The organism is Streptomyces sp. NPDC042259 (assembly GCF_055582085.1).
Genome location: NZ_JBVJDW010000002.1, coordinates 41,749 through 62,167, shown reverse-complemented (window position 1 = coordinate 62,167; position 20,419 = coordinate 41,749). Strand labels below are relative to the sequence as shown.

Below are 20,419 nucleotides of genomic sequence, written 5' to 3'. Positions count from 1 at the left end.
CCCGACGGCGCGCGGGACACAGCCGAGAAAACCACGGAGGGTCTTTGCCACCGCCGCCGTCAATGGGCAGGCTTCTCTCGCGACAACCGGAACTCTGGCCAAGCACGAGTCGAGCACGAGAGGTGCCGTATGAAGTTCATCCTCCGGACGGGTATCGCCGCGGCGATGGCGGCCGCGGCGGTCACCGTGGCCGTGATCCCCGCCTCCGCCGCCTGGAGCGGGACGGACGCCCCCACAGCGGCCGTCGGCCGGGCGGCAGTGGCGAACCCCAAGAAGATCAAGCCGGCCGCGTACAACCAGGCGCGGAACATCCTGTCCCACGCCGGCAGCGTGACGGCGACCAGAGCGCAGCCCCTGCCGGGGAAGGCCCCGGTGCCGGTCGGCTACGGTATCCGGCTGCTGGCCACGGCGCGTGACGAGTTCCGGGGGCTCGACCGGCACCTGCCACCGAGGCAGCGGGTGCCCGACATGTCGATTCCACACCACCACGCGCTCCACAGCGCGGCACAGGTGATGGGCATCGACCGGTGGTGACACGGTAGAGACGCCGGTACGCGGCAGGGTCGGCGGGTTCTCAGCCGCCCGTACGGATCGAACAGTTCGCGTCCGGCGCGCGCCCGTCGGGCCACGCCAGGCGGTCGAAGACGGCGGACTTGGTGCCCGGGTCCAGGTGCACGATGGCGACGGCCTTGTTGTGCGGGTTGCCGTACTGGTCGAGACAGATCCAACCACTGGCGCCGTTGACCCGGTTGCCCCCGTGCATCCGCAGCCAGCTGTTCGCCACCTCGCCCAGCGTGGGCAGCTCGATCTTTCCGACGGTGTCGTTCCGGATCCCGCTGATGGCGGTGGTGACGGAGTCGTACGTGATGATGCTGCGGGAGTCCGAGAGCGAGGTGGGACCGATCCCGGTGGCCGATTCGTTACCGAACTTCCGCGCCAGGGAAGCGAGTTCCTCGTACGCGGCCCTGGATCCGCCGGCCTTCTCCGGCCCCGCCCAGGTGTCCGGGTGGGCCAGCGCCGCGTAGCGCACGGTGATACCGGAACCCGCGGTGAGCGACCCCCACTTGTCCTGGAAATTCCTGTCCACGGTCAGAGTGGAGACGTGCGAGCCGCTGATGACCGTGTAGTGCTTGTGACAGTTGCGCTTGCCCAGTTCCACCAGGAACTGGCGCAGCTGCACGGGCCGGCCGGCGAAGTAGATGGTCTTGGCGTCGGAGGAACAGATGTCCGGCACCATCTGGTGGAAGTCGTTGGCCAGGTTGCCCTCGTCGTTGAAGTCGGGAGGGGACCGGAAGGTCTCCGGGGCGTTGGGCGCCCCCTTGGAAAGCCGCTCGAACGTCTGGCGCAGGGTGGACAGATAATTGTCGCCCTCCCGGATGTCCTCCACCACCATGGCCTCGGCGGGTTTGATCTCCGACCCGAAAGAAGCGAGAGCGGAGGCCTGGTCGGAATTGCTGGGGGCGATACGGGCGAGACCGGGATAGGCGTGCGGCCTGGCCGCGGTGTTCATGATGTCGTCAGCGGTCATGGGCCCGGCGACCACCGGAATGCCCTTGGTCCGGGTGAGGTAGGCGACGGCCTGCTCGGTCTCCTGCAGGCTGATGTTGATGCCGGTGACGGCCCGCAGGTTCTCGGATGCCGACGTGGCCGCCGCGGCGAGCTGCTCGGCCACCGGCTTCCAGAACGCGTACCGCTGACCGGGGTTGGCGAGCAGCAGCCGGATGGGCGGCCGCTGCCCGTTGCCCTCGTGGTTGGCCCGGTACTGGGCGAGATAGGCGCCTTGGACCTGCTCGGTGAACTCGCGCTGCTCGGCCGGATTGTCCGAGATCATGGGGATCATCAGGGCGATCGTCGCCGGCTTCTTGCCGGCGACACTGTCGTTCTCGGCCTTGATGCGCCCGGAGACCCGTTTCAGCGAATCGGAGAAGGCGAATCTGCCGTCGGTGACCCCGACGCACTCGTTGTCCGTCCCGCGCTCCGCCACCCCCGGCGCGCACGAGGGATCGTCGACGATCACACGGGTGACGGCCAGATAACCGCCGAGGCCGAGCGCGATGGCCAGCGCACCGATCAGCAGAGCGCGGTAGAGCCTTCCTTCGGGCAACAGCTTCATGTGCCGGACTCCCCGTATGTCTGCAGGTTGGGTGCCTGGGTCCAGTGGCGCAGTTCCTTCGGCCACTCCTCGTGGGCGCGGAAGAAGACCCGCTGGGCCTCGGGGCCGCTGTTCTGGGCGAGGGTGAGCAATTGCAGCCCGATGCTGCTGATCATGTCGGGCCGGGGTACGGCGAGCGGCTGTGACAGGACCCACAACTGGTTCACCAACAGCTCGACGGCTTGATGGACGGGGTCGTTGGCGGACGCGCAGGCCGCGCACGCCACGATGCCCTGGGGTGGCGCCGGCAGCGAATCCGGTGGGCGCGGAGCCGCGCAGACGAGGTTCACCACCGTGAGCCAGCCCGGAGCCCGCTGTTCCGTGAACCGGTGGTGCAGGGCGCGTACGACGAGGTCCACCTCGCCGAGAGCGAGCGAATGGTGGAGATACCTCGGGTCGGGGCGGCGGGCCGCCGCCCCCTGGCCGCCCGGGTCGTAGAGCGACCGGAGGCGCAGATGGATGTTCTTCCATGGCTCGGCCCCGGCCGCCCGCCCCGTGCGGCGGCTCAGCTCGTGCAGCAGCAGGGGCCGCAGGGTGGGGTCGCCGACGAACGGTCCGTCGAGGCCGGGCCACGGCAGCCGGGCCCACTGGTCGTCCCGCAGATGCGCGCTGCTCTCCTGGACGGGCACACCGCCGGGGTCCGACGGCGGGTAGTGCGTGCTCAGCCGGTGCGCCGCCGCGTCGTCGAGGGCCGGCGCGTAGTGGACGAGCCGGTCGCGGGCCACCTCGTCGGGCACCAGCCGCTCCAGGAGCACGGTCCCCACCGTGCGCTCGGGATCGGCGGCGGCCGGTGTGTCGAGGAGCGCGGCGAGACTCACCCTCTCGTGGAGTCGCACACGTCGCACCACGGCTTTGACCAGGGCGTGGGCGATGCCCGCCCGCCCGCCGCTGAGCCGCAGGATCAGCCGTGCGGTGCCGAGGGGCGGGTGGTCCGCCTCGAACATCTCCTTGATCTCGTCGAGCTCCAACGGTACGAGCGGGAGAGAGGCGATCCAGTCACCCGGCGCGGCGGGCCTGGTCTCCCGCCAGAAGGACCCGGTCGCCCGCCGGGTCGACGGCATGCCCACGGCCTCCCGCGTCCAGGAGGTGTCCCGCAACGCGGTCGTGACGACAACCGGCCGCATCAGACGCCGGGCCCCGGCCGCCTCCTCATGCCAGACGCGTACCAGCTCCCTCAGGAACACGCGGCCCAGCGCGCTGTGGGCGTTGTCGAAGAGTAACAGCGGGCGCGGTACGCCGTTGGCCGTCCGCAGAAAGCCGTAGTGATCCGCGATGTCCGCAAGCAGGGCCGCGATCAGTTGCCGCTCGGCCGACTGCCGGTCCTCGGGGTCCCCCCGGAACCTCATGGCCAGTTCGGTCAGTTGGTCGTGGGCGTCCCCCTGCTGGCTCACGTGCCGGGAGGCCCACCACGCCAGGCCGCCGCGGTGGGCGCGAGGGCTGAAGAGCTCGGCCGCGACGATCCGCATCAAGGCCCGCACCATCGCGTCCATGCCCGCCGGCAGCCCCGACAGCGGCCCGACCGCGTCGATGACCTCGTTGACCCAGTCGGCCGCCTTGTCCCTGCGCCGTTGCTGGTCCGGCTGGCTCGCTCTGAGCAGCTCCGCCAGCCGTCGTTTGGCGGCCGCCAGCTCCTCCGGGCTGACCGCGTGCCCGGGGCCGCCATCCCCCTCCGCCTGCCATCCGCTGACCGCGAGCAATCCCTGGGTCAGCCGCGGTAAGCACATCTGCTTGCCGAACCGCGCCGGCTTCCGGCTCAGCCGGTCGTTGAGATAGAAGAGCAGGTCCGACGTGCGTGAGGCGTTCGCCGTGTCGTCCTCGGCCAACGCCGCCAGCCCCGGCTGCCCGAAGTCGTGCGCGCCCAGATCGGCCCTGGCCTGGGGTATCCGCTGTGCGTACTGCTCCGACAGTGCCGTCAGCACGGCGCTCTTGCCCGTGCCCCGCCCGCCGACACACGTGATCAGCAGCGGATACCCCCGCCCCGGTGCCCCGATGCGCCCCTTGCCGTCCGCTGTGAGCCCGACCAACGAGGGCACAACGGTCTCCAATAACGCCGCCCGCCCGTACAGCCTCGGCATGAATCCCCCCAGTCACCCAGCTCCATGATGCGGAGCTGCGCTGGAAGGAGGATAGGAGCCTTCCTTGGAGAGTGGATGGGATAACGCTATTGACGCACGGTCAGTTACGTATTTGTGACTCGCAGTGCCGTGGGAACGATCGGTTCCCGGGCATGTACGGACCGGAACTGCCATCGCGGGGGCGCAAGGGCGGCTCGGGAGCGGACCGGGTGTCCGGGCCGGCCGGGGGACCGGCCGGCCCGGACACCGGGGGCAGCCGCTGTGCGCACCGGGCCGGTCGCGCCGGTGCTCAGCGGACGACGCGTATCAGCTTGTGGTTGGCGAATTCCTCCATGCCGTACTTGCCCAGCTCACGGCCGAAGCCGGATCGCTTGACACCACCGAACGGCAGTTGCGCGGCGGTTCCGGCGGGGCCGTTGATGAACACCATGCCGGTCTCCAGCCGCTCGGCCACCCGTCGTGCCTGCCGTTCGTCGTCGGTGTGCACGGACGCGCTCAGACCGTAGGGGCTGTTGTTGGCGAACGCCACGGCTTCGTCCTCCGAACCCACCTTGTAGATCATGGCAACCGGCCCGAACAGTTCCTCCTGGTACGCCCGCATCTCCGGGGTGATGCCGGTCAGGACGGTGGGCTCGAACCAGCTGCCGGGCCGGTCGACGCGCCGTCCGCCGGTCAGCACCGTGGCCCCCTTGGAGACCGCGTCCCGCACCTGCTCGGAGAGCGTTTCAACGGCCTTCTCCGAGGACAGCGGCCCCATGAAGGTCTCCGGGTCGGTGGGGTCACCCGGCCGCAGATCCGCGACGGCCGCGGTGAACCGCTTCACGAACGCGTCGTAGTGCTCGTCGAGGACGATGATGCGCTTGGCCGCGTTGCACGCCTGCCCGGCGTTGCCCATGCGGCCGGTGAGGGCGTCGCGCACCACGCGCTCGAGGTCGTCGGTGTCGAGGACCAGGAAGGGGTCCGATCCGCCGAGTTCCAGTACGACCTTCTTCAGATGCCGGCCCGCCGTCTCGGCCACGGCCGCACCGGCCCGTTCCGAACCGGTCAAGGAAACGCCGCGCACGCGCGGGTCGGCGATGAGATCCGCCACCTGCTCGTCGGTCGCGAAGATGTTGGTGTACGCACCGTCCGGCAGGCCCGCCTCGATGAAGACCCGCTCCATCTCCAGGGCCGACCGGGGGCACTGCGGGGCGTGCTTGAGCAGGATGGTGTTGCCCAGCATCAAGTTGGGGGCCGCGAAGCGCGCGACCTGGTAGTAGGGAAAGTTCCACGGCATGATGCCGAGGAGTGTTCCGATCGCTTCCTTCTGGATGACGGTCCGGCCGCCGGAGGCCACGTCCAGCTCTTCCTCGGTGAGGAACCCGGGGCCCTTCTCGGCGTAATAGCGGTAGATGGAGATCACGGTGTCGATCTCACCGAGCGCCTGGGTGACGGGCTTGCCCATCTCCTCGGTGATGACGGCAGCGAGTTCGTTCCTGCGCCGGTCGTAGAGGTCCGCCACCCGGCCGAGGACGGCGGCGCGCTCCTGAGGGGAGAGCGCGCGCAACTCGGGGGAGGCGCCGTCCGCGCGTTCCAGGGCGTGCCGGATGTCCTCGCCGGTCGCCTCCGGGTATTCCCGGAGCGTCTCGCCGGTGGCAGGGTTGGTGACCCGGTAGGCAGTCATCAAGTGATCCTTTCCTGTCCCCTCCCGCGATGAGGCAGGGGACAGCAGTCGCTTGGCTCGTGGGACGGCGGGAGAACGCGTCACAGCGCCTCCCAGCCGATCTTGAGGGTGCGACTACCCGAACCGACACAGGTAATTCATACGCATTGGCGGCGTTTGGCCGAGGCGGGTGGAGCCGGCCTCGGCGGAGGGCTGAGCGGCTCCCGCCCGGGCGCCGGACGACGTGCTCGCCCCCTGTATGGCGGCGGCCCCCGGCGTACGTCGCTCTTCGCGCGTACGCCGGGGGCCGCTCGGCCAGGGGCCGCCGGATCAGACGGACTCCGCTCCCGCCGACTGCTCCGACGGAGCGGCGGGGCCTCCGCGCAGCGGGGTCTCCTTGAGGAACCAGGCCAGCACGAAGCCGAGGACGCTGATTGCCGCGCCCCAGACGAAGACCAGGTGGGTGCCGCTGGAAACCGCGTGCATATACGCGTCCTTGACCATGGCCGGCAGCTTGTCCAGGCTCTTGGGATCGAGCTGGGCGTTGCCCATCGCGGCACCGCCGTCACCGGCCCGCTCCCGCATCACGTCCTGGACCTTGTTGGTGAAGATAGCACCGAAGACCGCGACACCGACGGAACCGCCGATCGTGCGGAAGAGGGTGGACGACGAGGAACCGACGCCGATGTCCTTCATCTCGACGCTGTTCTGCGCGATCAGCATGGAGGTCTGCATCAGACAGCCCATGCCGGCGCCGAGCACCGCCATGTAGGCCCCCGAGGTGAAGCGCGTGGTGCCGGTGTCCATCAGGGACAGCAGCCCCAGTCCGGCGGTCATCAGCGCGGCGCCGCCGACCACGAGGATCTTGTACTTGCCGGTCTGGGTCGTGTAGCGGCCCGCGACCAGCGAGACGGCCATCATCGAGCCCAGCATGGGCAGGAGCAGCAACCCGGAGTTGGTGGCCGAGGCACCCTGCACGGCCTGCTGGTACAGCGGCAGGAAGGTCATCGCACCGAACATCGCGAAGCCGACGAGGAAACCGACGACGGTGATGAGTGAGAAGTTGCGGTTGCGGAAGATGTGCAGCGGCAGGACCGGCTCGCTGACCTTGCGCTCGACGAAGACGAAGGCCGCGATGGCGACGAGGGCCAGCGCGCCGAGCCCGATGATCTGCGCCGACGCCCAGGCGTACTCGGTCCCGCCCCACGTGGTCATCAGGACCAGCGAGGTGATGCCGACGGTCAGCAGCGCGGCGCCCACGTAGTCCACGCGGGCCTGCGAGCGCTTCTTCGGCAGGTGGAGGACGGCGGTGATCGCGATCAGCGCGATCGCGCCGAGCGGCAGGTTGATGTAGAAGCTCCAGCGCCAGCCCATGTGGTCGGTGATCGCACCGCCGGCCAGGGGCCCGCCGATCATCGCGACGGCCATGACGCCGGCCATCATGCCCTGGTACTTGCCGCGCTCCCGGGGCGGGACCAGATCGCCGATGATCGCCATGACGCCGACCATCAGACCGCCCGCGCCCAGGCCCTGAACCGCGCGGAAGCCGATGAGCTGGCCCATGTCCTGAGCCATGCCGGACAGCCCGGAGCCGATCAGGAAGATCACGATGGACGTGAGGAAGACGCCCTTGCGCCCGTACATGTCGCCGAGCTTGCCCCAGATCGGGGTCGAGGCCGCGGTGGCCAGGGTGTAGGAGGTCACCACCCAGGACAGGTGGCTCATTCCGCCCAGTTCACCGACGATCGTCGGCATCGCGGTGCCGACGATCATGTTGTCGAGCATGGCGAGCAGCATCGCGATCATGAGCGCGAACAGCACCGTGCGCACGCTGGCGGGCTTCTTGCCGCCCTTGCTCCCGCTCTGCTCCGGTATGCCTGCTGGAGCCGCTTCTGTTTGCGACGTCCTCATCCTTTGAATCTCCTACTTGCTTGGTGCCCGGTCGAGCGCCAGGGCGCGATGTCCGTCGAACTTCGGTTATACGCTGTCGGGTTGCCCGTGCGGTGCGGTACCGCGCCGTAAGCCGGGGTGGCCGGGTGGCCTCGTACCGCGGGGGCCCGGGTGCGCGGCCCGCCGCGTGCCGATTTCCGCGATGTAAGGGGAGCGGTGCGGTCGGCGCACCGACCGCACTCAGTGGTTGCACTCATTGCACTCTTCCGTTTGACTGTAGCCTGGACAGTGCACCGAGTGCAATATCACGGCCTTCGGAACAGCATGAGCTGCGGGGACTCACTGATGACGGGCGACGATGCGAAGAGAGTAGAGAGTGAGGACGCGGCGGTGAGCGAGCGGCACGACCAGGGAACGGGCCAGCGCGAGTGGCGGAAGCGGGCGACGAGGGCGCGCCTGCGGGAAGCCGCCCACGTGCTGCTCCGGTCGCACGGGCCGGCCCACGTCACCGTCGACGCGATCTGCGCCGAGGCGGGCGTGTCCCGGCGCACCTTCTTCAACCACTTCGCGACCAAGGACGAGGTGTTCTTGGCCTGGGACGAGACGGACGACGCGCGCTTCATCGAAATGATCATGGCCAGGCCGCCGTCCGAGAGCGCCGTATGCGCCGCGCTCCGCGCCTTGGCGGCCACGGTCTTCGAGGCCAGCGAGGGCGGCTACGCCGACATCGTTCGCGAGGTCACCTGCCGCAATCCCGGTCTGCACCCGCAGGCGACCCAGATGTACGCCCGGTTCGTCCACGCCATCGCCTCGGGCATCGCGCGACGCCGTGGCCTGCCCGAGGACTCCTACACCGTGCAGCTCAGCGCGGCCACCGTGACCGCCGCCCTCAGAGTGATGGCGCACACCACCGCCGGCACGGACAAGGCGGAGCGCGAACGGTACCTGGAGGAAGCCTGCCGCACGCTGGACCAGGGCTTCCTCGCCGCGGAACGAGACGGCCGGTGAGCACCGACTCTCCCCGGCGCCGCACCGGCGCGGGCCGCGGTCCGGAGCCGGCCGGGGTGCCCTGGAGGCACCCACCGTACGACCCTTCGCTCTGATCCTGACTTCCACGTGCCTCATCGGTGACATCCACCCCGACCGCGGCGCCGGGGGTTAGCCCCACCCGGGGCCGGGCGGGTAGCCGGATCGTCCCAGGCGGCCGCCTCCGGACATGCTGGGCCCGGCACCACCGCCGGTGTCCCAGCGATTCCCCGGGAGTTGACTCGTGCGCGAGCAGGCATGGCAGAGGTTCCGTTCTCACAGGGGGCGGGGCGGCCGGCGCAGAGCCGTGCCGGTCGCGGCCGCGGTGGCCGTCGGCGTGCTGACGGCGGGTGCCCTGGCGCCGCCCGCGGCGTTCGCCGCCACCGGGCCTGACACCGTCCGGCAGGGCCTGAACGCGCTGGTCCACTCCGACGGCCTGCCCGCCGCGCTGGCCGACGTCACGGACCGCGACGGCCGCACCCATACCTACACCGCAGGGGTCGGGGACCTGGCCACCGGCTCGGCGGTGCCCAAGGACGGTCAGGTGCGGATCGGCAGCAACACCAAGACGTTCACCGCGGTGGTCATGCTGCAACTGGTCGGCGAAGGGAAGGTCGACCTCGACGCCCACGTCGACGACTACCTTCCGGGCCTCGTACGCGGGGAGGGGATCGACGGAAACCTCATCACGGTCCGTCACCTCCTGCAGCACACCAGCGGGCTTCCCGACTACGTCCCCCACCTCGGCGACGACATCCGGTACTACGCACCGGGCGAACTCCTCCGCATCGCTCTCCGGCACAAGGCCGAATTCGACCCCGGCGGGAAGTGGAAGTACAGCAACACGAACTACGTACTGGCCGGGCTGATCATCCAGAAGGTCACCCACCGCACCGTCGCCGAGGAGATCGACCGGCGCGTCATCCAACGCGCCGGGCTGCGCCACACCTACTTCCCCGCCCCTCATGACGTGACCATCCGAGAGCCCCACCCCAAGGGTTACTACCAGGAGACAGCGGACGGGCCGCTGCGTGACGGCACGGAAATGGACCCCTCCTGGGGATGGGCGGCAGGTCAGATGATCTCCACCAACTCCGACCTCAACCGGTTCTTCACCGCCCTCCTGACCCCCGGCCGTCTCCTCCCGAAGGCCCAGCTCGCCCAGATGCGCACCACCGTCCCCGCCGGATTCCCCTTCGCCTCCGGTGCCCGCTACGGACTGGGGCTCGTGAGCACACCACTGTCGTGCGGCGGCGTCTACTGGGGCCACGGCGGCAGCACGACCGGCTACGAGACCCGGGGTGGCGCCACCGGTGACGGCCGCGCCGCGAACGTCGCGGTGACCCTTCAGCCGAGCGACAAGACCCCCATGAAGCGTGTCGAGCGGATCGTGGACAGGGCCTTGTGCCGCTGACTGCGCGGTGTCCTCAAGCGCCGGACGGGCTGCTGTGACGTGTCCTCAAGCGCCGGACGAGCTGGTGGCCGAGGCCGGCCACTTCAAGCCCCCGGAGGTATCCGGCGAGACTACGGCCATGGATCTTCTTTCCCTGCGCTATTTCCAGGCCGTGGCCCGTCACCAGCACATCAGCCGGGCCGCCGAGGAACTCCGCGTCGCCCAGCCGTCGGTGAGCCGGACCATCATCCGGCTGGAATCGGAGCTAGGTATTCCGCTATTCGACCGTCAAGGGCGGCGGATACGCCTCAACGAGCACGGCGCGGCGTTCCTGCGACGGGTCGAGCGGGCACTGGCCGAGCTGGACGACGCCCGCCGGGAGATGGCCGATGCCGCCGGTGACGGGCCGGGCCGGGTGGCCGTCGCCGCCGAGACCCTGGTGCAGCTGGCGGTGGTACTGCCCGCCTTCCGTGCGCGTCGCCCCGGGGTGAAAGTGCGGCTGTTCCAGGCTCCCGTGGACGCAATGCTGCGTCATCTGCGCCGCGCCGAGGTGGACTTCGCGCTCGCCTCCCAGCCGTTGGCCGGGCCCGGACTGTGCTCGGTGGAGCTGGCACGGGAGGAGGTGCTGTTGGCCGTGCCGCCCGGGCATCCGCTGGCCGACCGGGAACACGTCACGGTGGCCGAGCTGGCCGGCGAGGAGTTCGTCAGTACGAGCTCCGGCCACTGGCAACGCGCCCTGCTGGAACGCCTTTTCGCCCGCGAAGGGCTTGTCCCGCGGGTGGTCTGCGAGGGTGACGAAGCCGCCGCCACCTCGGAACTGATCGGCACCGGGCTGGGCATCGGCCTGATGCCGGCCGTCGCCCGGCGGACCCTCGGCGAACGCAGCCCGGTGGTCTGGCTGCGGCTGGACGCCCCGGACTGCCACCGGACGCTGACCCTGGTGTGGCGTCAGGACGCCCATCTCTCGCCCGCCGCCCTGGAATTCCGCGGGCTGGCCATGGAGCGAATCATGCCTCCGGAGGCATGAGCATATGGCGAAACCGGTCGTGGAAGGCATGAGCGGGCGGCACTAGCGTCAGCGGAGACCACCGGCTTCTGACAAGACCGGGATTCCGGCAAGGGAGAACAGCGATGAGCCAGCGCCACGCCACTACGGACGGAGATTTCCGCTGTTACGTGGAAGCCGTCCTCGATGTGCTGTCCGTCGAGCCGGGGCGGCCGGTCCTCACCACCGCCGAGGGGCTGGTGATCAGCGGCGCGGAGTTCCGGGACCGGATCTACCGGCTCACCGGAGAACTCGCGGAGCAGGGGGTGGGCCGCGGCACCACCGTCACCCTGCTCACCGGCAACACCGCCGAAGCGCTCGTCGCCCGCTACGCCGCCAATCTGGCCGGTGCCCGGGTGGTCAGCCTCTACGAAGGCACGAGCCCTTCCACCATGGCCCACATCATGGCGAGCGTGGACTGCTCCTTCCTGCTGGTGGACAACCGGCGGCACACCACCGCCGGGGAACTGCTGCCGCTCACCAATGTTCCCCGGGTGCTCTCCCTGGGGCCGAGCGACTTCGCCGAGGACGTAATGGCCGCCGCCGCCCGCCGCCCGGCACGGCCGGTCGGCGGCCTGGTCGGTCCCGAGGACGACTGGTGCGTCCGGCACACCGGCGGAACCACCGGCATCCCCAAGGGCATCCGGATGACCCACGACTCCTACCGGCAGGGTCTGGACCTCCGGCTCACCGACGCCGGCGAACCGGCCCGCTTTCTGGCCTGCACCTCACTCGCCCACCTCGCCGGAATCCTCACGGACGTCACGCTCTACCAGGGCGGCTCGGTGGTCCTGCGGCACGGCTTCGAGCCCGGTGACGTGCTGGCCGCGATCGAACGCGAGCGCATCACCCACACCTGGCTGCTGCCGCCGCTGCTCTACCGGCTACTGGACCACCCGGACCTGGCCGGCACCGATCTGTCCAGCCTGAGCCGGGTCACCTACGGCGGCACCGCGGCCTCGGCGGCCAGGCTGCGGCAGGCGGCCCGGGCCCTGGGGCCCGTCCTGTACGGCTGGTACGGGCAGGCCGAAACGCAGTCCATCACCGAAGCGGGGCCCGGGGAGCAGGAGCTGACCGGCCGCGGCGGGCATCCGACGGTCGGCCGGGCCCTGCCCGGGGTGGAGATCGCGATCCGGGACGCCGACGGCACCACCCTGCCGGCCGGGGAGCGCGGCGAAGTGCGGGTGCGCTCGCCCTACGTGATGCCCGGCTACTGGAAGCAACCGGAGCTGACCGCCCAGGTGTTGCGGGACGGCTGGGTGCACACCGGTGACGTCGGCTACCTCGACGAGGACGGCTACCTCTACATCGTGGACCGGATCAAGGAGATGATCGTCGTCGTGGGCGGCCACGTCTACCCCGCGGAGCTGGAGGACCTGCTGCTCAGCCACCCCGCCGTCGCCCAGTGCGTGGTCTTCGGCAGCCGGGACCGGGAGTCGGTGGAACACGTCCACGCCGCCGTGGTGCCGGCCGCCGGACAGCGGCCCTCGCTGGAGGAGATCCGGGCCTTCGTCACCGCCCGCAAGGGACGCCTCTATGCGCCCGACGCCCTGCACCTGATGTCCGCCCTCCCGCTGACGGGGGCGGGCAAGCCGGACAGGCGGCTGCTGGAGTCCCGGCTGACCGGCTGAGGCGCGCCGACGGCCTAGGGGAGCCGCCGGAACAGCAGGTCGTAGGCCGTGGCCACCAGGGCGTCGTGGTTGCGGAGCCGGCGCGTACAGAGTGCGACCAGTGCCGTGCCGGTATCGGGCCGGAACCCCAGAAAGGCCTGCTGGCCACTGGTCGCTCCGGCGTGGAAGTACAACGGCCCCAGGCCGGTGGGGTGCTGGAACCAGGTCAGCGTGTGTACGTGCTGATGCCTCAGCCCGCGGCGCAGCACGGGGCGGCGTACCTCGCGCAGTGCGGCTGCCAGCGGCCCGGCCGGGCCGGGGCACAGATGCGCCTCGAGGAAGGTGAGCAGGTCGCCCGGAGTGGCCCGGACGGCTCCGGCGGCGGCGAATCCGCCGATCCGCAGGGCGGGCACCGGTGTCCGGCCGTCGACGCGGTGGCCGGTGGCGTCGGTGCCCGCCCCGCCGGGGTGCGGTGCGGTCGCGGTGCCGGTCAGCCCGAGGGGAGCGAGGACCCGATGGGTGAGGAGGTCTTCCCACGGCGTGGCGGTGGCGGCGGCCAGGCAGTGGCCGAGGACGGCGACCGCGAAGTTCGAGTAATGCCAGCGGGTGCCGGGGCGGTGGCGCGGGCGGTGGCGCAGGAAGGCACGCACGACCCGCTGTGGCGGGTAGTGGGCGTAGGGGTTGGTGGACCAGCGGGGCAGGCTCTGCGGGTAGAAGTCGGCGGGCAGCGCGGGCAGGCCCGAGGTGTGGGTCATCAGGTGCGTCAGCGTGATCGCCGATCGCCTGCCGCACACTTCGCCGGAGCCGAGCCGGGCGGCCGCCGGATCCGTCCGGGACAGCACACCGGAGCCGGCCAGCTCGGCCAGCAGCAGTCCAGTGTAGGTCTTGGAGGCCGACCCGATCTCGTAACGCAGCATCTCCCGGGGGACGGGCGGGGGCGGTGCGGTGCCACCGGACCGGAGGATGCGCCGGCCGTCGCGCGAGCAGGCGAAGACCACGTCGGGGGCTTCGACGGTGCGGACGGCCTCCTCCAGCCGCGCGGCCACCGCCGTGTCGTCCACCGTGTCGCCGTCCAGTGGGGTGGTGGTCACGCGGAGGCCATCCGGGTCAGGGCGCGGGAGGTGGCCAGGACGGAGGCGAAGGCGGCGATCAGGGTGGAGTGGTAGACGATGTCGAAGACGTCCTGGGGGTCGCCCTCGGGCATCTGGCGCACCGCGGGCATGGCCCCATCGGCCTGCTGGGCGGCGGCGAACCCTTCCCAGGCACGCTCGTCCAAGGTGGGGTCGGGCAGGCACGCGTCGACGACGAGAAGCTCGCCCAGCAGGTCCCAGCGGCGCAGGTCCAGCCAGTCGTCCAGCCAGGCGGGCATCCAGGCATCGAGGTAGGCGGCCACGTCGGCCGGCAGCCCGTCGAGCCGCGCGCCCCAGTCGGTGAGGTGGAAGACGGTGTGGGTGATGTCGTAGCCGATCCGCGCGTCCACGCTCCAGGGCTCGGGGGTGCGGCCCAGCCACGTCCGCCGCAGGGCCTCCGGTTCGGGCAGGGCGGGCTCCAGCCCGAAGCGACGCTCGCACGCGGACATGCCCAGCCGCCGCACGGGCAGCACCTCAAGGGCCTTCCGGCTGTCGAACCGGTGGCTGACGCGTACCCACTCCTCCAACTCGGGGCACTGATAACCCAGTTCACGGAACGGCAGGTACGTCTCGAACGGAATGGGCGACAGCGGCTCGATGCGCTGCCCGCGGAGCAGCATGCGACCGCCGTCCAGTGCCACCCGCCAGGCATGGTCGAGCAGCCGGCGCACGAGGTCGGTTTCCCGGGAGCCGGAGACACCCTCACGGAACAGCACCCTGCCGATCACGGCCAGTTCACCGATCGGTTTGAAACGCTCCAGGAACCCGGTCTCCGGGTCGGCATCCGGCTCCAGCCGGAAATCGTCGCGGTGCGCGTACAGCCACTCGACGGCACCCAGGCCGACGTTGTGGATCAGACGAGTGCTGGTCATGACACCACCCTCTGTCCGTCCATGGCGTCGCAGGCGAGACGCGCGCGGGTCAGCGCGGCGGCATAGGCCGCCATCAGCGTGGAGTGGTAGCAGTGAACGAAATCGTGCGGCGGCTCGGGCCGGTGGGGCGCGGGGCGGGTCTCGGCCAGCGCACCCGAGGGTTCCTGCGCGTCGGCCACCGTGGCCCACGCGTCCCGGATCATGCCCTTGTCCGGTGGGTTCGGGAGGCTGGCGGCCACGGCGAGCAGTTCGCAGCTCAGATCCCACTGCCCGGCATCCAGGCAGGTGTCCAGCCAGGGCGGAAGCCAGGTCTCCAGGTAGTCGGCGAGCGATGCCGGCACCCGGTGGACGGCGCGGCCCCAGTCGGTGAGATGAAAGACGACATGGGTGGCGGAGTAACCCGCACCGTGTTCGAACATCCACGGCTCGGGCAGCGAACCGAGCCAGGTGCGGCCGAGGACCGCCCGCTCCTCCTCGTGAACCGGCAAGCCGGTGCGTCGTTCGGTGTTGAGCACGCCCAGCAGACGGTTGGGATACTGCTCGGTAGCCCGCCAGCCGTGGGTGCGGGCGATCGTCGCGGCGAACTTCTCGAACCCGCGGTGCCGCAACCCGGCGGAGGCGAACGCGGCGTAGAACTCCAGCGGGTAGGTACCGGCCGGCTCCAAGCGCTGCAGTTCGAGGAAGAGCGCACCGCGATCGGTCTGCTCCCAGGCGAACGCGAGCAGGTCGGCCGCGAGCCGGTGGTCAGGGGTGCCGGGGCGGGTGTGTCGGCACACGCAGACACACACCTGCGCCAGTTCACCCAGGGGCTTCAAGGTGCGGTCGACCTCGGTGACGGCGTCCAGGACGTCATCGGCGAGGCGGAAGTCCGCCCTGTTCCGCGACAGCCAGCGCAAGGCCGCCTCTCCCGTCCGCGCCACGTCCAGGGTCTCCCCGTTCACACCAAGGCTCCGGTGCGCAGTGACCGGGCGGCCCGCAACTGCAGGGCGACGCGGGGGTCGTCACCCCCCATGAGGTTCACGAACTCAAGGCCCTCGGCCAGCCCCAGGCTCTCGGGGACACCGTCCACCAGCGACAGCCAACGGCCTGCCCCGGCCGCCTGCAGCCAGTCACGGCGGCGCACCGCCCGGACGAAGCCGCGGGCGACGTCCACCGGGCGGGCAGCGGCGGACTGCCGGACGCCGCAGTCGGCGCCGGGCACGGCCAGGGCCGCCAGCACGGCCAGTTGCCGCGTCAGAACCTGCCAAGGCGCCGCGTCGAGCCACCGCGTGTCCGGCTCGGCGGCGTCCTCGCCGAGTGTGCGCCGCATCGCCCAGTGGCTCCACACCGAGGCGGGACCGGCATCCGCGGCGGGTGGGAAGGCGGAGACCGCCTGCTCGAACACGACCCGGTCCTCGGGGGCGACGGGGCCACCCAGCAGCACACTCGGCAGCAAGGAGTCGGCGCCCAGGACCCGGACGGCGGCCACCGCGGCCTCATCCCCGCCCGGGCCCGCTAGGGCCCTGCTCAACACACCGTGGTGGTCTCCACCGCCAAGGGCGGAGACCACCTGCGATGCGAGCTCCTGCACCGCGTCCGTCAGCGGGGTGGACGTGTCAGGTCGCTCCATTCAGCCCCACCTCAGCCCTTGTCCTTCTTGGGCCGCGGCGTCGGGGGCGACAGCAGGGCATGTCCGGTACCGGACACGAGGGCAAGCCCCGCGCATTCGCGCGTGTCCCGGTACGTGCCTTCCATTTCCACCGGGTCGAGGGCTGATTCGACATCGGCGGCCGAGAGCTTCTGGTCCTTTGTCACAGGATCGACGAGTGACATGTCACCATCCCTTTCTAGCCGAATTTACGCTTCTCCTACCAGTGGAACCCAATTCGGGTGATGCCGCAAATAGGTTGAAACGCAAACAGGGATGCGGCGGAGCCCACCACGCGGCACCGGGCCACGGGCGGGCTCCCTAGCATGTCCTCCCATGGACATAGCGATATTCATGGTCATCCCTCTCCTCGGCGTTCTCGGCTGGAGCTTCGAAACCCGCATCGAACGCGTCAACCGCAAGGTTGCACGCCTGGAATACAAGATCGACCTGATCGCCGAGCACCTGGGCATACGCGAGGAGGACCCCGAGTTGGCGCGCATCGCCGAATTGGCCCTCGGCGGCGAGAAGCTCAAGGCGATCAAGGCCTACCGAGAGCACACCGGGGACGGTTTGAAGGAGTCCAAGGAGGCGGTCGAGCGCTTGGTCGCGCCCAAGTAGCGCCGGTGGCCGGGCCGGCCGGTGACGGACGACCCGGCCCGAGCGTCAGAACTTGCATTCCCACCCCTCGTCGTCGTCCTTGCAGATGGTGAGGTAGGGACCGTCCCAGCCGTATTCGGGCCTGACGGAGGCGGCGGTGAGGTCCACCGTGCCGGGACCGCACTGCTTCTGGGGGGACTTGTGCCACGTCCCCCTCGGCCGGCCCGGGACATGGATACCGACGGAGATGGTGTAGCAGGCCTTGGGGTCGGTGACGGTCAGCTTTCCCTTGGCCACCGCGATGCCGCCTCCGTCCCCCCAGGGGTTGCCCACGGTCGTCAGCGTGCCCGAGCCATGGGCTCCGGCGACGCTCAGGTTCCAGGTCTGGGGATCAGTGGTCGCGGCGGTACTCGCGGTGGCGCCGATCATGAGTGCGGCGCCGGTGGCGGCGGTAACGGTCAGGAGCTTTCGCATGACGCAACGTCCCTTCGTGAGGGTGGACTTGCACGGGCGGCAAGACCCTACGGAAGGGGTATATCCCCGCGATATCGAGCCGTCCCCGCTGGGCCGTTGCCGCGGCCGCGGCCGCGTCGGCCGGCCCGGCGCCGGGCGCCCTCCGCCGCGCCGATGGTCCGGCGTCGGCCGGCCCGGCACCGGTCCGCGTCAGCCGTGGCCGCGGGCCGAGCGTCGCCGCGTCACCAGCAGCAGGGTGGCGGAGCCTGCCGCAAGGATTCCGGCGCCGCCTACGGCCAGTACCGTCGTCCGGCTGTCACCGCCGGTCTCGGCGAGACGCCCGCCCTGGGCGGCCGGTGCGCCCACGTCCTTCGCGGCGGTACGGGGCTCGTGGCCGCCGTCGACGGGCCCGCCCATCGTGTGCGGCCCTGCCGCGTGTCCACCGTCGCCGGGCCCGTCGCCCCCGTGTCCGCCGTGATCGACCGTCGACCTGGCGGCCCCGGTGGCGATCTGGGCGTCGCTGGGCGCCGACGCGGCCGGTGCCAGTGCCTTTGTCGCCGGGGCCTTCTTGCCGAAGTCCACGTCGGAGCAGGTGTAGAAGGCCTCGGGACTGTCGGAGCGCTGCCAGATGCTGTAGATCAGATGACGACCGGACCTCTTCGGCACGGTGCCGTCGAAGACGTAGCTGCCGTCCTTCAGCGTCGGATCGGTGACCTTGGCGAACGGCTTCGCTTCCAAATCAGCCCACTTCAGCGGCTTCTTCGGGTCGTAACCGGCCTTCGTGACGTACAGCTCGAACGTGCCGCGGTGCGGTGCCGTCGCCCGGTAGCGGAAGGTGTGCTTCCCCGCGGCCAGTTTCGTTCCCGGCCAGTCGGCACGCGGCAGGTCCAGGCCCTTGTACTTGTCGCGCCCGGCGCTGCACAGCTTGCCGTCCGGGATGATCCGGCGGTGGCGTCCGGCGGCGTCACCGATGTTGACCTCGTTCCAGTCGTAGAGCGGCTGGGTGCCACCGGCGGCGACCATCGCCTTGCAGGCGGCCGAGCGCGGGTGCTCCGGTCCCTCGGCGAAACAGGCGGATACCCGGCTGACGGGATCCGTCATGGAGCCGTGCGCCGCGGCCGGGGCGGCGGCCAGCGCGGCGAGTGCGAGGGGTGCGATACCGGTCAGGGATATCCGTACGGCCTGATGACACATGCGCATGGGGAATCTCCTTGTGGGTGGGGGTGCCCCGCACGCCGGCACGAGGTGGGGGGAGCCGGTCGTGCGGGGCGGTCTGGGGGAGCGGGATGGGGAAGGCGCAGGGGAAGGGGGATGTTGGACGGGGGGAGCTGGACGGGGCGGGGAGCGTCAGCCCCGGAAGGCGGCGAAGGACTTCGTGAAGGCGAACTCGTCCTGCCGGAGCGAGCTGCAGGTCGCGGAAGCGGAGTTCTGCGCACCGCCCGGGCACTGCTTGTCGCGCGTGGCGGACCACATCGACAGCCAGCCGATCCCCTTGGAGCGGGCGAACCGCACCAGCTGGTCCGCGTCGTCGACCTTGAAGATCTCGGTGGCCACGTCGTTGACGCCGATCATCGGGGTGACCGCCACGGCTTTCCACGCGGCCGTATCGCTCAGCTTGAGCACGCCCTTGACCTGCGCCTGCGTCGCGGTGGCGGCGTCGATGGCGTATTGCCCCATGTCGCCGCCGAAGGACGGCCCGTAGTCCATCGCCATGATGTTGACCGTGGAGATGGACACGCCGTTCTTCTTGGCGTTCTCCACCAGGTCGACGCCGTCCTGGGTGAGGCCCGTGGGCATCACCGGCAGGGTGAAGGACACATCCAGACCGGGGTGCTTCTTCTGGAGCAGGGCGATGGCCCGGGAACGCCGGGTGTTGGCGGCCGTGTCGGGAAGTGCGCTCCCTTCGACATCGAAGTCGACCTTGGTGAGCTTGAACGCGTCCACCACCTTGCCGTAGGCAGCGGCGAGTTCGTCGGCCGAGGTACAGACGAGGCCCAGTTCGGAGCCCGAGGCACCGCCGAAGGAGACTCGCACGTCGCCGCCCGCCTGGCGCAGCGCACCGATCTGCCGGGCCACGGGGTTCTCGCCGATCTCACTCACGCCGCCCCACTTGGGGGTGCAGCCCCCTCCGGAGGTGACGAAGGCGAGGTTGAAGTTCTTGACGCCGGTCTTCTCGGCTGTGCCCAGGAGGTCGTACGCGGGGTGGAGGAGGGTGTCGACGTACGGGGCGAAGGCGGCGCTCTTGCCGCCCGGGGCCGGTGAGGTCGCCGTGGGCTGGGGTTGCGACGGCTGGGAAGTCGGCTGGGAAGTCGCTTCGGGCGTCGGCGCGGATGTCGGTCCGGTGGGCCGCGGTTCGGGGGATCCGCCCACCGAGCAAGTGCCGTTGTCGATACGGCAGGCGACCGGGCCACCGGCCGCCCCGTCCCCGGCCGCGACGAAACCGACGGTCACGGACTTGCCGGGGGCGATGGTCCCGTTCCAGCTCTCCGGTTCGACGGTGACGCTCCGGCCGCTGACCGTGTGCTTGCCGTTCCACAGCGAGGTGACCTTCGTGCCTTCGGGCAGCTCGAACGTCAGCGTCCAGTGCGACAGCTCCTCGGCCGTGTCGTTGGTGACCACGAACTGCCCGGTGTAGCCGCCCGCCCAGGTATTGGTCCGGGAGAAGGCGGCACCGACCGACGCGGCGCTGGCGGTGCCGGTGAGCGTGAACGCGGCGCCCGTCGCCAGGGTCACGGCGATGCCGATACCGACCAGCTTCGCCTTGCGGCTCACTCGTCGGCGATGTGTGGAGGAACCCATCGCGTACCTGCCTGTCCTGTGTTGGGGTGACGCGGCAGCACGCTAGCGAGTACGAATCGGACCAATCGTCGAATGGTGCGCCGGGCCGCGCTATTTATGGCGGGC

Annotated in this window: 18 protein-coding genes; 6 read left to right on the top strand and 12 right to left on the bottom strand. The window is 70.5% G+C overall.

The annotated features are described in order from the left end of the window. Positions 1–129 precede the first annotated feature (129 nt). Positions 130–534, top strand: a complete 405-nt coding sequence (locus ACZ6MA_RS05490; protein ID WP_469431297.1) for a hypothetical protein — start codon at positions 130–132, stop codon at positions 532–534. Positions 535–574: 40 nt separating this feature from the next. Here ACZ6MA_RS05490 and ACZ6MA_RS05485 read toward each other — a convergent pair whose 3' ends face one another. The 4 genes from ACZ6MA_RS05485 to ACZ6MA_RS05470 all read right to left on the bottom strand — a co-directional run bounded on the left by ACZ6MA_RS05485 (position 575) and on the right by ACZ6MA_RS05470 (position 7,780). Beyond that, positions 575–2,113 (bottom strand): ABC transporter substrate-binding protein, encoded by a 1,539-nt coding sequence (locus ACZ6MA_RS05485; protein WP_469431295.1) that lies wholly within the window; start codon positions 2,111–2,113, stop codon positions 575–577. Continuing rightward, positions 2,110–4,185, bottom strand: a complete 2,076-nt coding sequence (locus ACZ6MA_RS05480; RefSeq protein WP_469431294.1) for a hypothetical protein — start codon at positions 4,183–4,185, stop codon at positions 2,110–2,112. The genes ACZ6MA_RS05485 and ACZ6MA_RS05480 overlap by 4 nt, the downstream gene beginning before the upstream one ends. A 331-nt stretch (positions 4,186–4,516) precedes the next feature. Then, complete coding sequence (locus ACZ6MA_RS05475; protein WP_469431293.1) at positions 4,517–5,890, bottom strand: NAD-dependent succinate-semialdehyde dehydrogenase; 1,374 nt, start codon at positions 5,888–5,890, stop codon at positions 4,517–4,519. A 309-nt stretch (positions 5,891–6,199) separates the two neighbouring features. Beyond that, positions 6,200–7,780, bottom strand: a complete 1,581-nt coding sequence (locus ACZ6MA_RS05470; protein WP_469431291.1) for an MDR family MFS transporter — start codon at positions 7,778–7,780, stop codon at positions 6,200–6,202. Between the two features lie 324 nt (positions 7,781–8,104). Between ACZ6MA_RS05470 and ACZ6MA_RS05465 the strand changes: the two genes are divergently transcribed. From ACZ6MA_RS05465 to ACZ6MA_RS05450, 4 genes are all read left to right on the top strand, one after another. Next, positions 8,105–8,767: a TetR/AcrR family transcriptional regulator gene (locus tag ACZ6MA_RS05465; protein ID WP_469431290.1), complete on the top strand. Its 663-nt coding sequence runs from the start codon at positions 8,105–8,107 to the stop codon at positions 8,765–8,767. A 325-nt stretch (positions 8,768–9,092) separates the two neighbouring features. Beyond that, on the top strand, positions 9,093–10,199 hold the full coding sequence (locus ACZ6MA_RS05460; RefSeq protein WP_469431289.1) for a serine hydrolase domain-containing protein: 1,107 nt from the start codon (positions 9,093–9,095) through the stop codon (positions 10,197–10,199). Between the two features lie 118 nt (positions 10,200–10,317). Next, positions 10,318–11,205 carry a LysR family transcriptional regulator gene (locus ACZ6MA_RS05455; protein WP_469431287.1) on the top strand — a complete coding sequence of 296 codons (888 nt, stop codon included), beginning with the start codon at positions 10,318–10,320 and terminating at the stop codon, positions 11,203–11,205. Between the two features lie 104 nt (positions 11,206–11,309). After that, the gene (locus ACZ6MA_RS05450) at positions 11,310–12,854 is read left to right on the top strand and encodes an AMP-binding protein (RefSeq protein ID WP_469431286.1); all 1,545 of its coding nucleotides are present in this window, start codon (positions 11,310–11,312) and stop codon (positions 12,852–12,854) included. 14 nt (positions 12,855–12,868) lie between these two features. Here the strand turns inward: ACZ6MA_RS05450 and ACZ6MA_RS05445 are convergent, their stop codons facing one another. From ACZ6MA_RS05445 to ACZ6MA_RS05425, 5 genes are read right to left on the bottom strand one after another with little or no spacing between them, the layout of a single operon-like run. Continuing rightward, positions 12,869–13,924 carry a serine hydrolase domain-containing protein gene (locus ACZ6MA_RS05445; RefSeq protein ID WP_469431284.1) on the bottom strand — a complete coding sequence of 352 codons (1,056 nt, stop codon included), beginning with the start codon at positions 13,922–13,924 and terminating at the stop codon, positions 12,869–12,871. Beyond that, positions 13,921–14,835, bottom strand: a complete 915-nt coding sequence (locus tag ACZ6MA_RS05440) for a DUF6895 family protein (protein ID WP_469431282.1) — start codon at positions 14,833–14,835, stop codon at positions 13,921–13,923. Before ACZ6MA_RS05440 ends, ACZ6MA_RS05445 begins: the two co-directional genes overlap by 4 nt. Continuing rightward, a complete protein-coding gene (locus ACZ6MA_RS05435; protein WP_469431281.1) occupies positions 14,832–15,776 on the bottom strand; it encodes a DUF6895 family protein in 945 nt (314 codons plus the stop codon). The genes ACZ6MA_RS05440 and ACZ6MA_RS05435 overlap by 4 nt, the downstream gene beginning before the upstream one ends. Beyond that, on the bottom strand, positions 15,773–16,444 hold the full coding sequence (locus ACZ6MA_RS05430; protein ID WP_469431279.1) for a hypothetical protein: 672 nt from the start codon (positions 16,442–16,444) through the stop codon (positions 15,773–15,775). The genes ACZ6MA_RS05435 and ACZ6MA_RS05430 overlap by 4 nt, the downstream gene beginning before the upstream one ends. 11 nt (positions 16,445–16,455) lie before the next feature. Next, entirely contained in the window at positions 16,456–16,647 is a 192-nt protein-coding gene (locus ACZ6MA_RS05425) for a hypothetical protein (protein WP_469431278.1), read from the bottom strand. Positions 16,648–16,798: 151 nt separating this feature from the next. On the opposite strand from ACZ6MA_RS05425, the gene ACZ6MA_RS05420 reads away from it, so the two are divergent. Then, the gene (locus tag ACZ6MA_RS05420; RefSeq protein ID WP_469431276.1) at positions 16,799–17,083 is read left to right on the top strand and encodes a hypothetical protein; all 285 of its coding nucleotides are present in this window, start codon (positions 16,799–16,801) and stop codon (positions 17,081–17,083) included. A 45-nt stretch (positions 17,084–17,128) separates the two neighbouring features. On the opposite strand, the gene ACZ6MA_RS05415 is transcribed toward ACZ6MA_RS05420, so the two are convergent. The 3 genes from ACZ6MA_RS05415 to ACZ6MA_RS05405 form a co-directional block, all read right to left on the bottom strand. Then, positions 17,129–17,536 carry a hypothetical protein gene (locus ACZ6MA_RS05415; protein ID WP_469431275.1) on the bottom strand — a complete coding sequence of 136 codons (408 nt, stop codon included), beginning with the start codon at positions 17,534–17,536 and terminating at the stop codon, positions 17,129–17,131. Positions 17,537–17,725: 189 nt separating this feature from the next. Then, entirely contained in the window at positions 17,726–18,715 is a 990-nt protein-coding gene (locus tag ACZ6MA_RS05410) for a lytic polysaccharide monooxygenase (protein ID WP_469431274.1), read from the bottom strand. Between the two features lie 147 nt (positions 18,716–18,862). After that, positions 18,863–20,314, bottom strand: coding sequence for a cellulose binding domain-containing protein (locus ACZ6MA_RS05405; protein ID WP_469431272.1), 1,452 nt, complete (start codon positions 20,312–20,314; stop codon positions 18,863–18,865). Positions 20,315–20,419: the final 105 nt, after the last annotated feature.

Coding starts and splice junctions, on each gene's coding strand:
- ACZ6MA_RS05490 (WP_469431297.1), top strand. CDS start 130: ATGAAGTTCATCCTCCGGACGGGTATCGCCGCGGCGATGGCGGCCGCG.
- ACZ6MA_RS05485 (WP_469431295.1), bottom strand. CDS start 2,113: ATGAAGCTGTTGCCCGAAGGAAGGCTCTACCGCGCTCTGCTGATCGGT.
- ACZ6MA_RS05475 (WP_469431293.1), bottom strand. CDS start 5,890: ATGACTGCCTACCGGGTCACCAACCCTGCCACCGGCGAGACGCTCCGG.
- ACZ6MA_RS05470 (WP_469431291.1), bottom strand. CDS start 7,780: ATGAGGACGTCGCAAACAGAAGCGGCTCCAGCAGGCATACCGGAGCAG.
- ACZ6MA_RS05465 (WP_469431290.1), top strand. CDS start 8,105: ATGACGGGCGACGATGCGAAGAGAGTAGAGAGTGAGGACGCGGCGGTG.
- ACZ6MA_RS05455 (WP_469431287.1), top strand. CDS start 10,318: ATGGATCTTCTTTCCCTGCGCTATTTCCAGGCCGTGGCCCGTCACCAG.
- ACZ6MA_RS05450 (WP_469431286.1), top strand. CDS start 11,310: ATGAGCCAGCGCCACGCCACTACGGACGGAGATTTCCGCTGTTACGTG.
- ACZ6MA_RS05440 (WP_469431282.1), bottom strand. CDS start 14,835: ATGACCAGCACTCGTCTGATCCACAACGTCGGCCTGGGTGCCGTCGAG.
- ACZ6MA_RS05430 (WP_469431279.1), bottom strand. CDS start 16,444: ATGGAGCGACCTGACACGTCCACCCCGCTGACGGACGCGGTGCAGGAG.
- ACZ6MA_RS05425 (WP_469431278.1), bottom strand. CDS start 16,647: ATGTCACTCGTCGATCCTGTGACAAAGGACCAGAAGCTCTCGGCCGCC.
- ACZ6MA_RS05420 (WP_469431276.1), top strand. CDS start 16,799: ATGGACATAGCGATATTCATGGTCATCCCTCTCCTCGGCGTTCTCGGC.
- ACZ6MA_RS05415 (WP_469431275.1), bottom strand. CDS start 17,536: ATGCGAAAGCTCCTGACCGTTACCGCCGCCACCGGCGCCGCACTCATG.
- ACZ6MA_RS05410 (WP_469431274.1), bottom strand. CDS start 18,715: ATGCGCATGTGTCATCAGGCCGTACGGATATCCCTGACCGGTATCGCA.
- ACZ6MA_RS05405 (WP_469431272.1), bottom strand. CDS start 20,314: ATGGGTTCCTCCACACATCGCCGACGAGTGAGCCGCAAGGCGAAGCTG.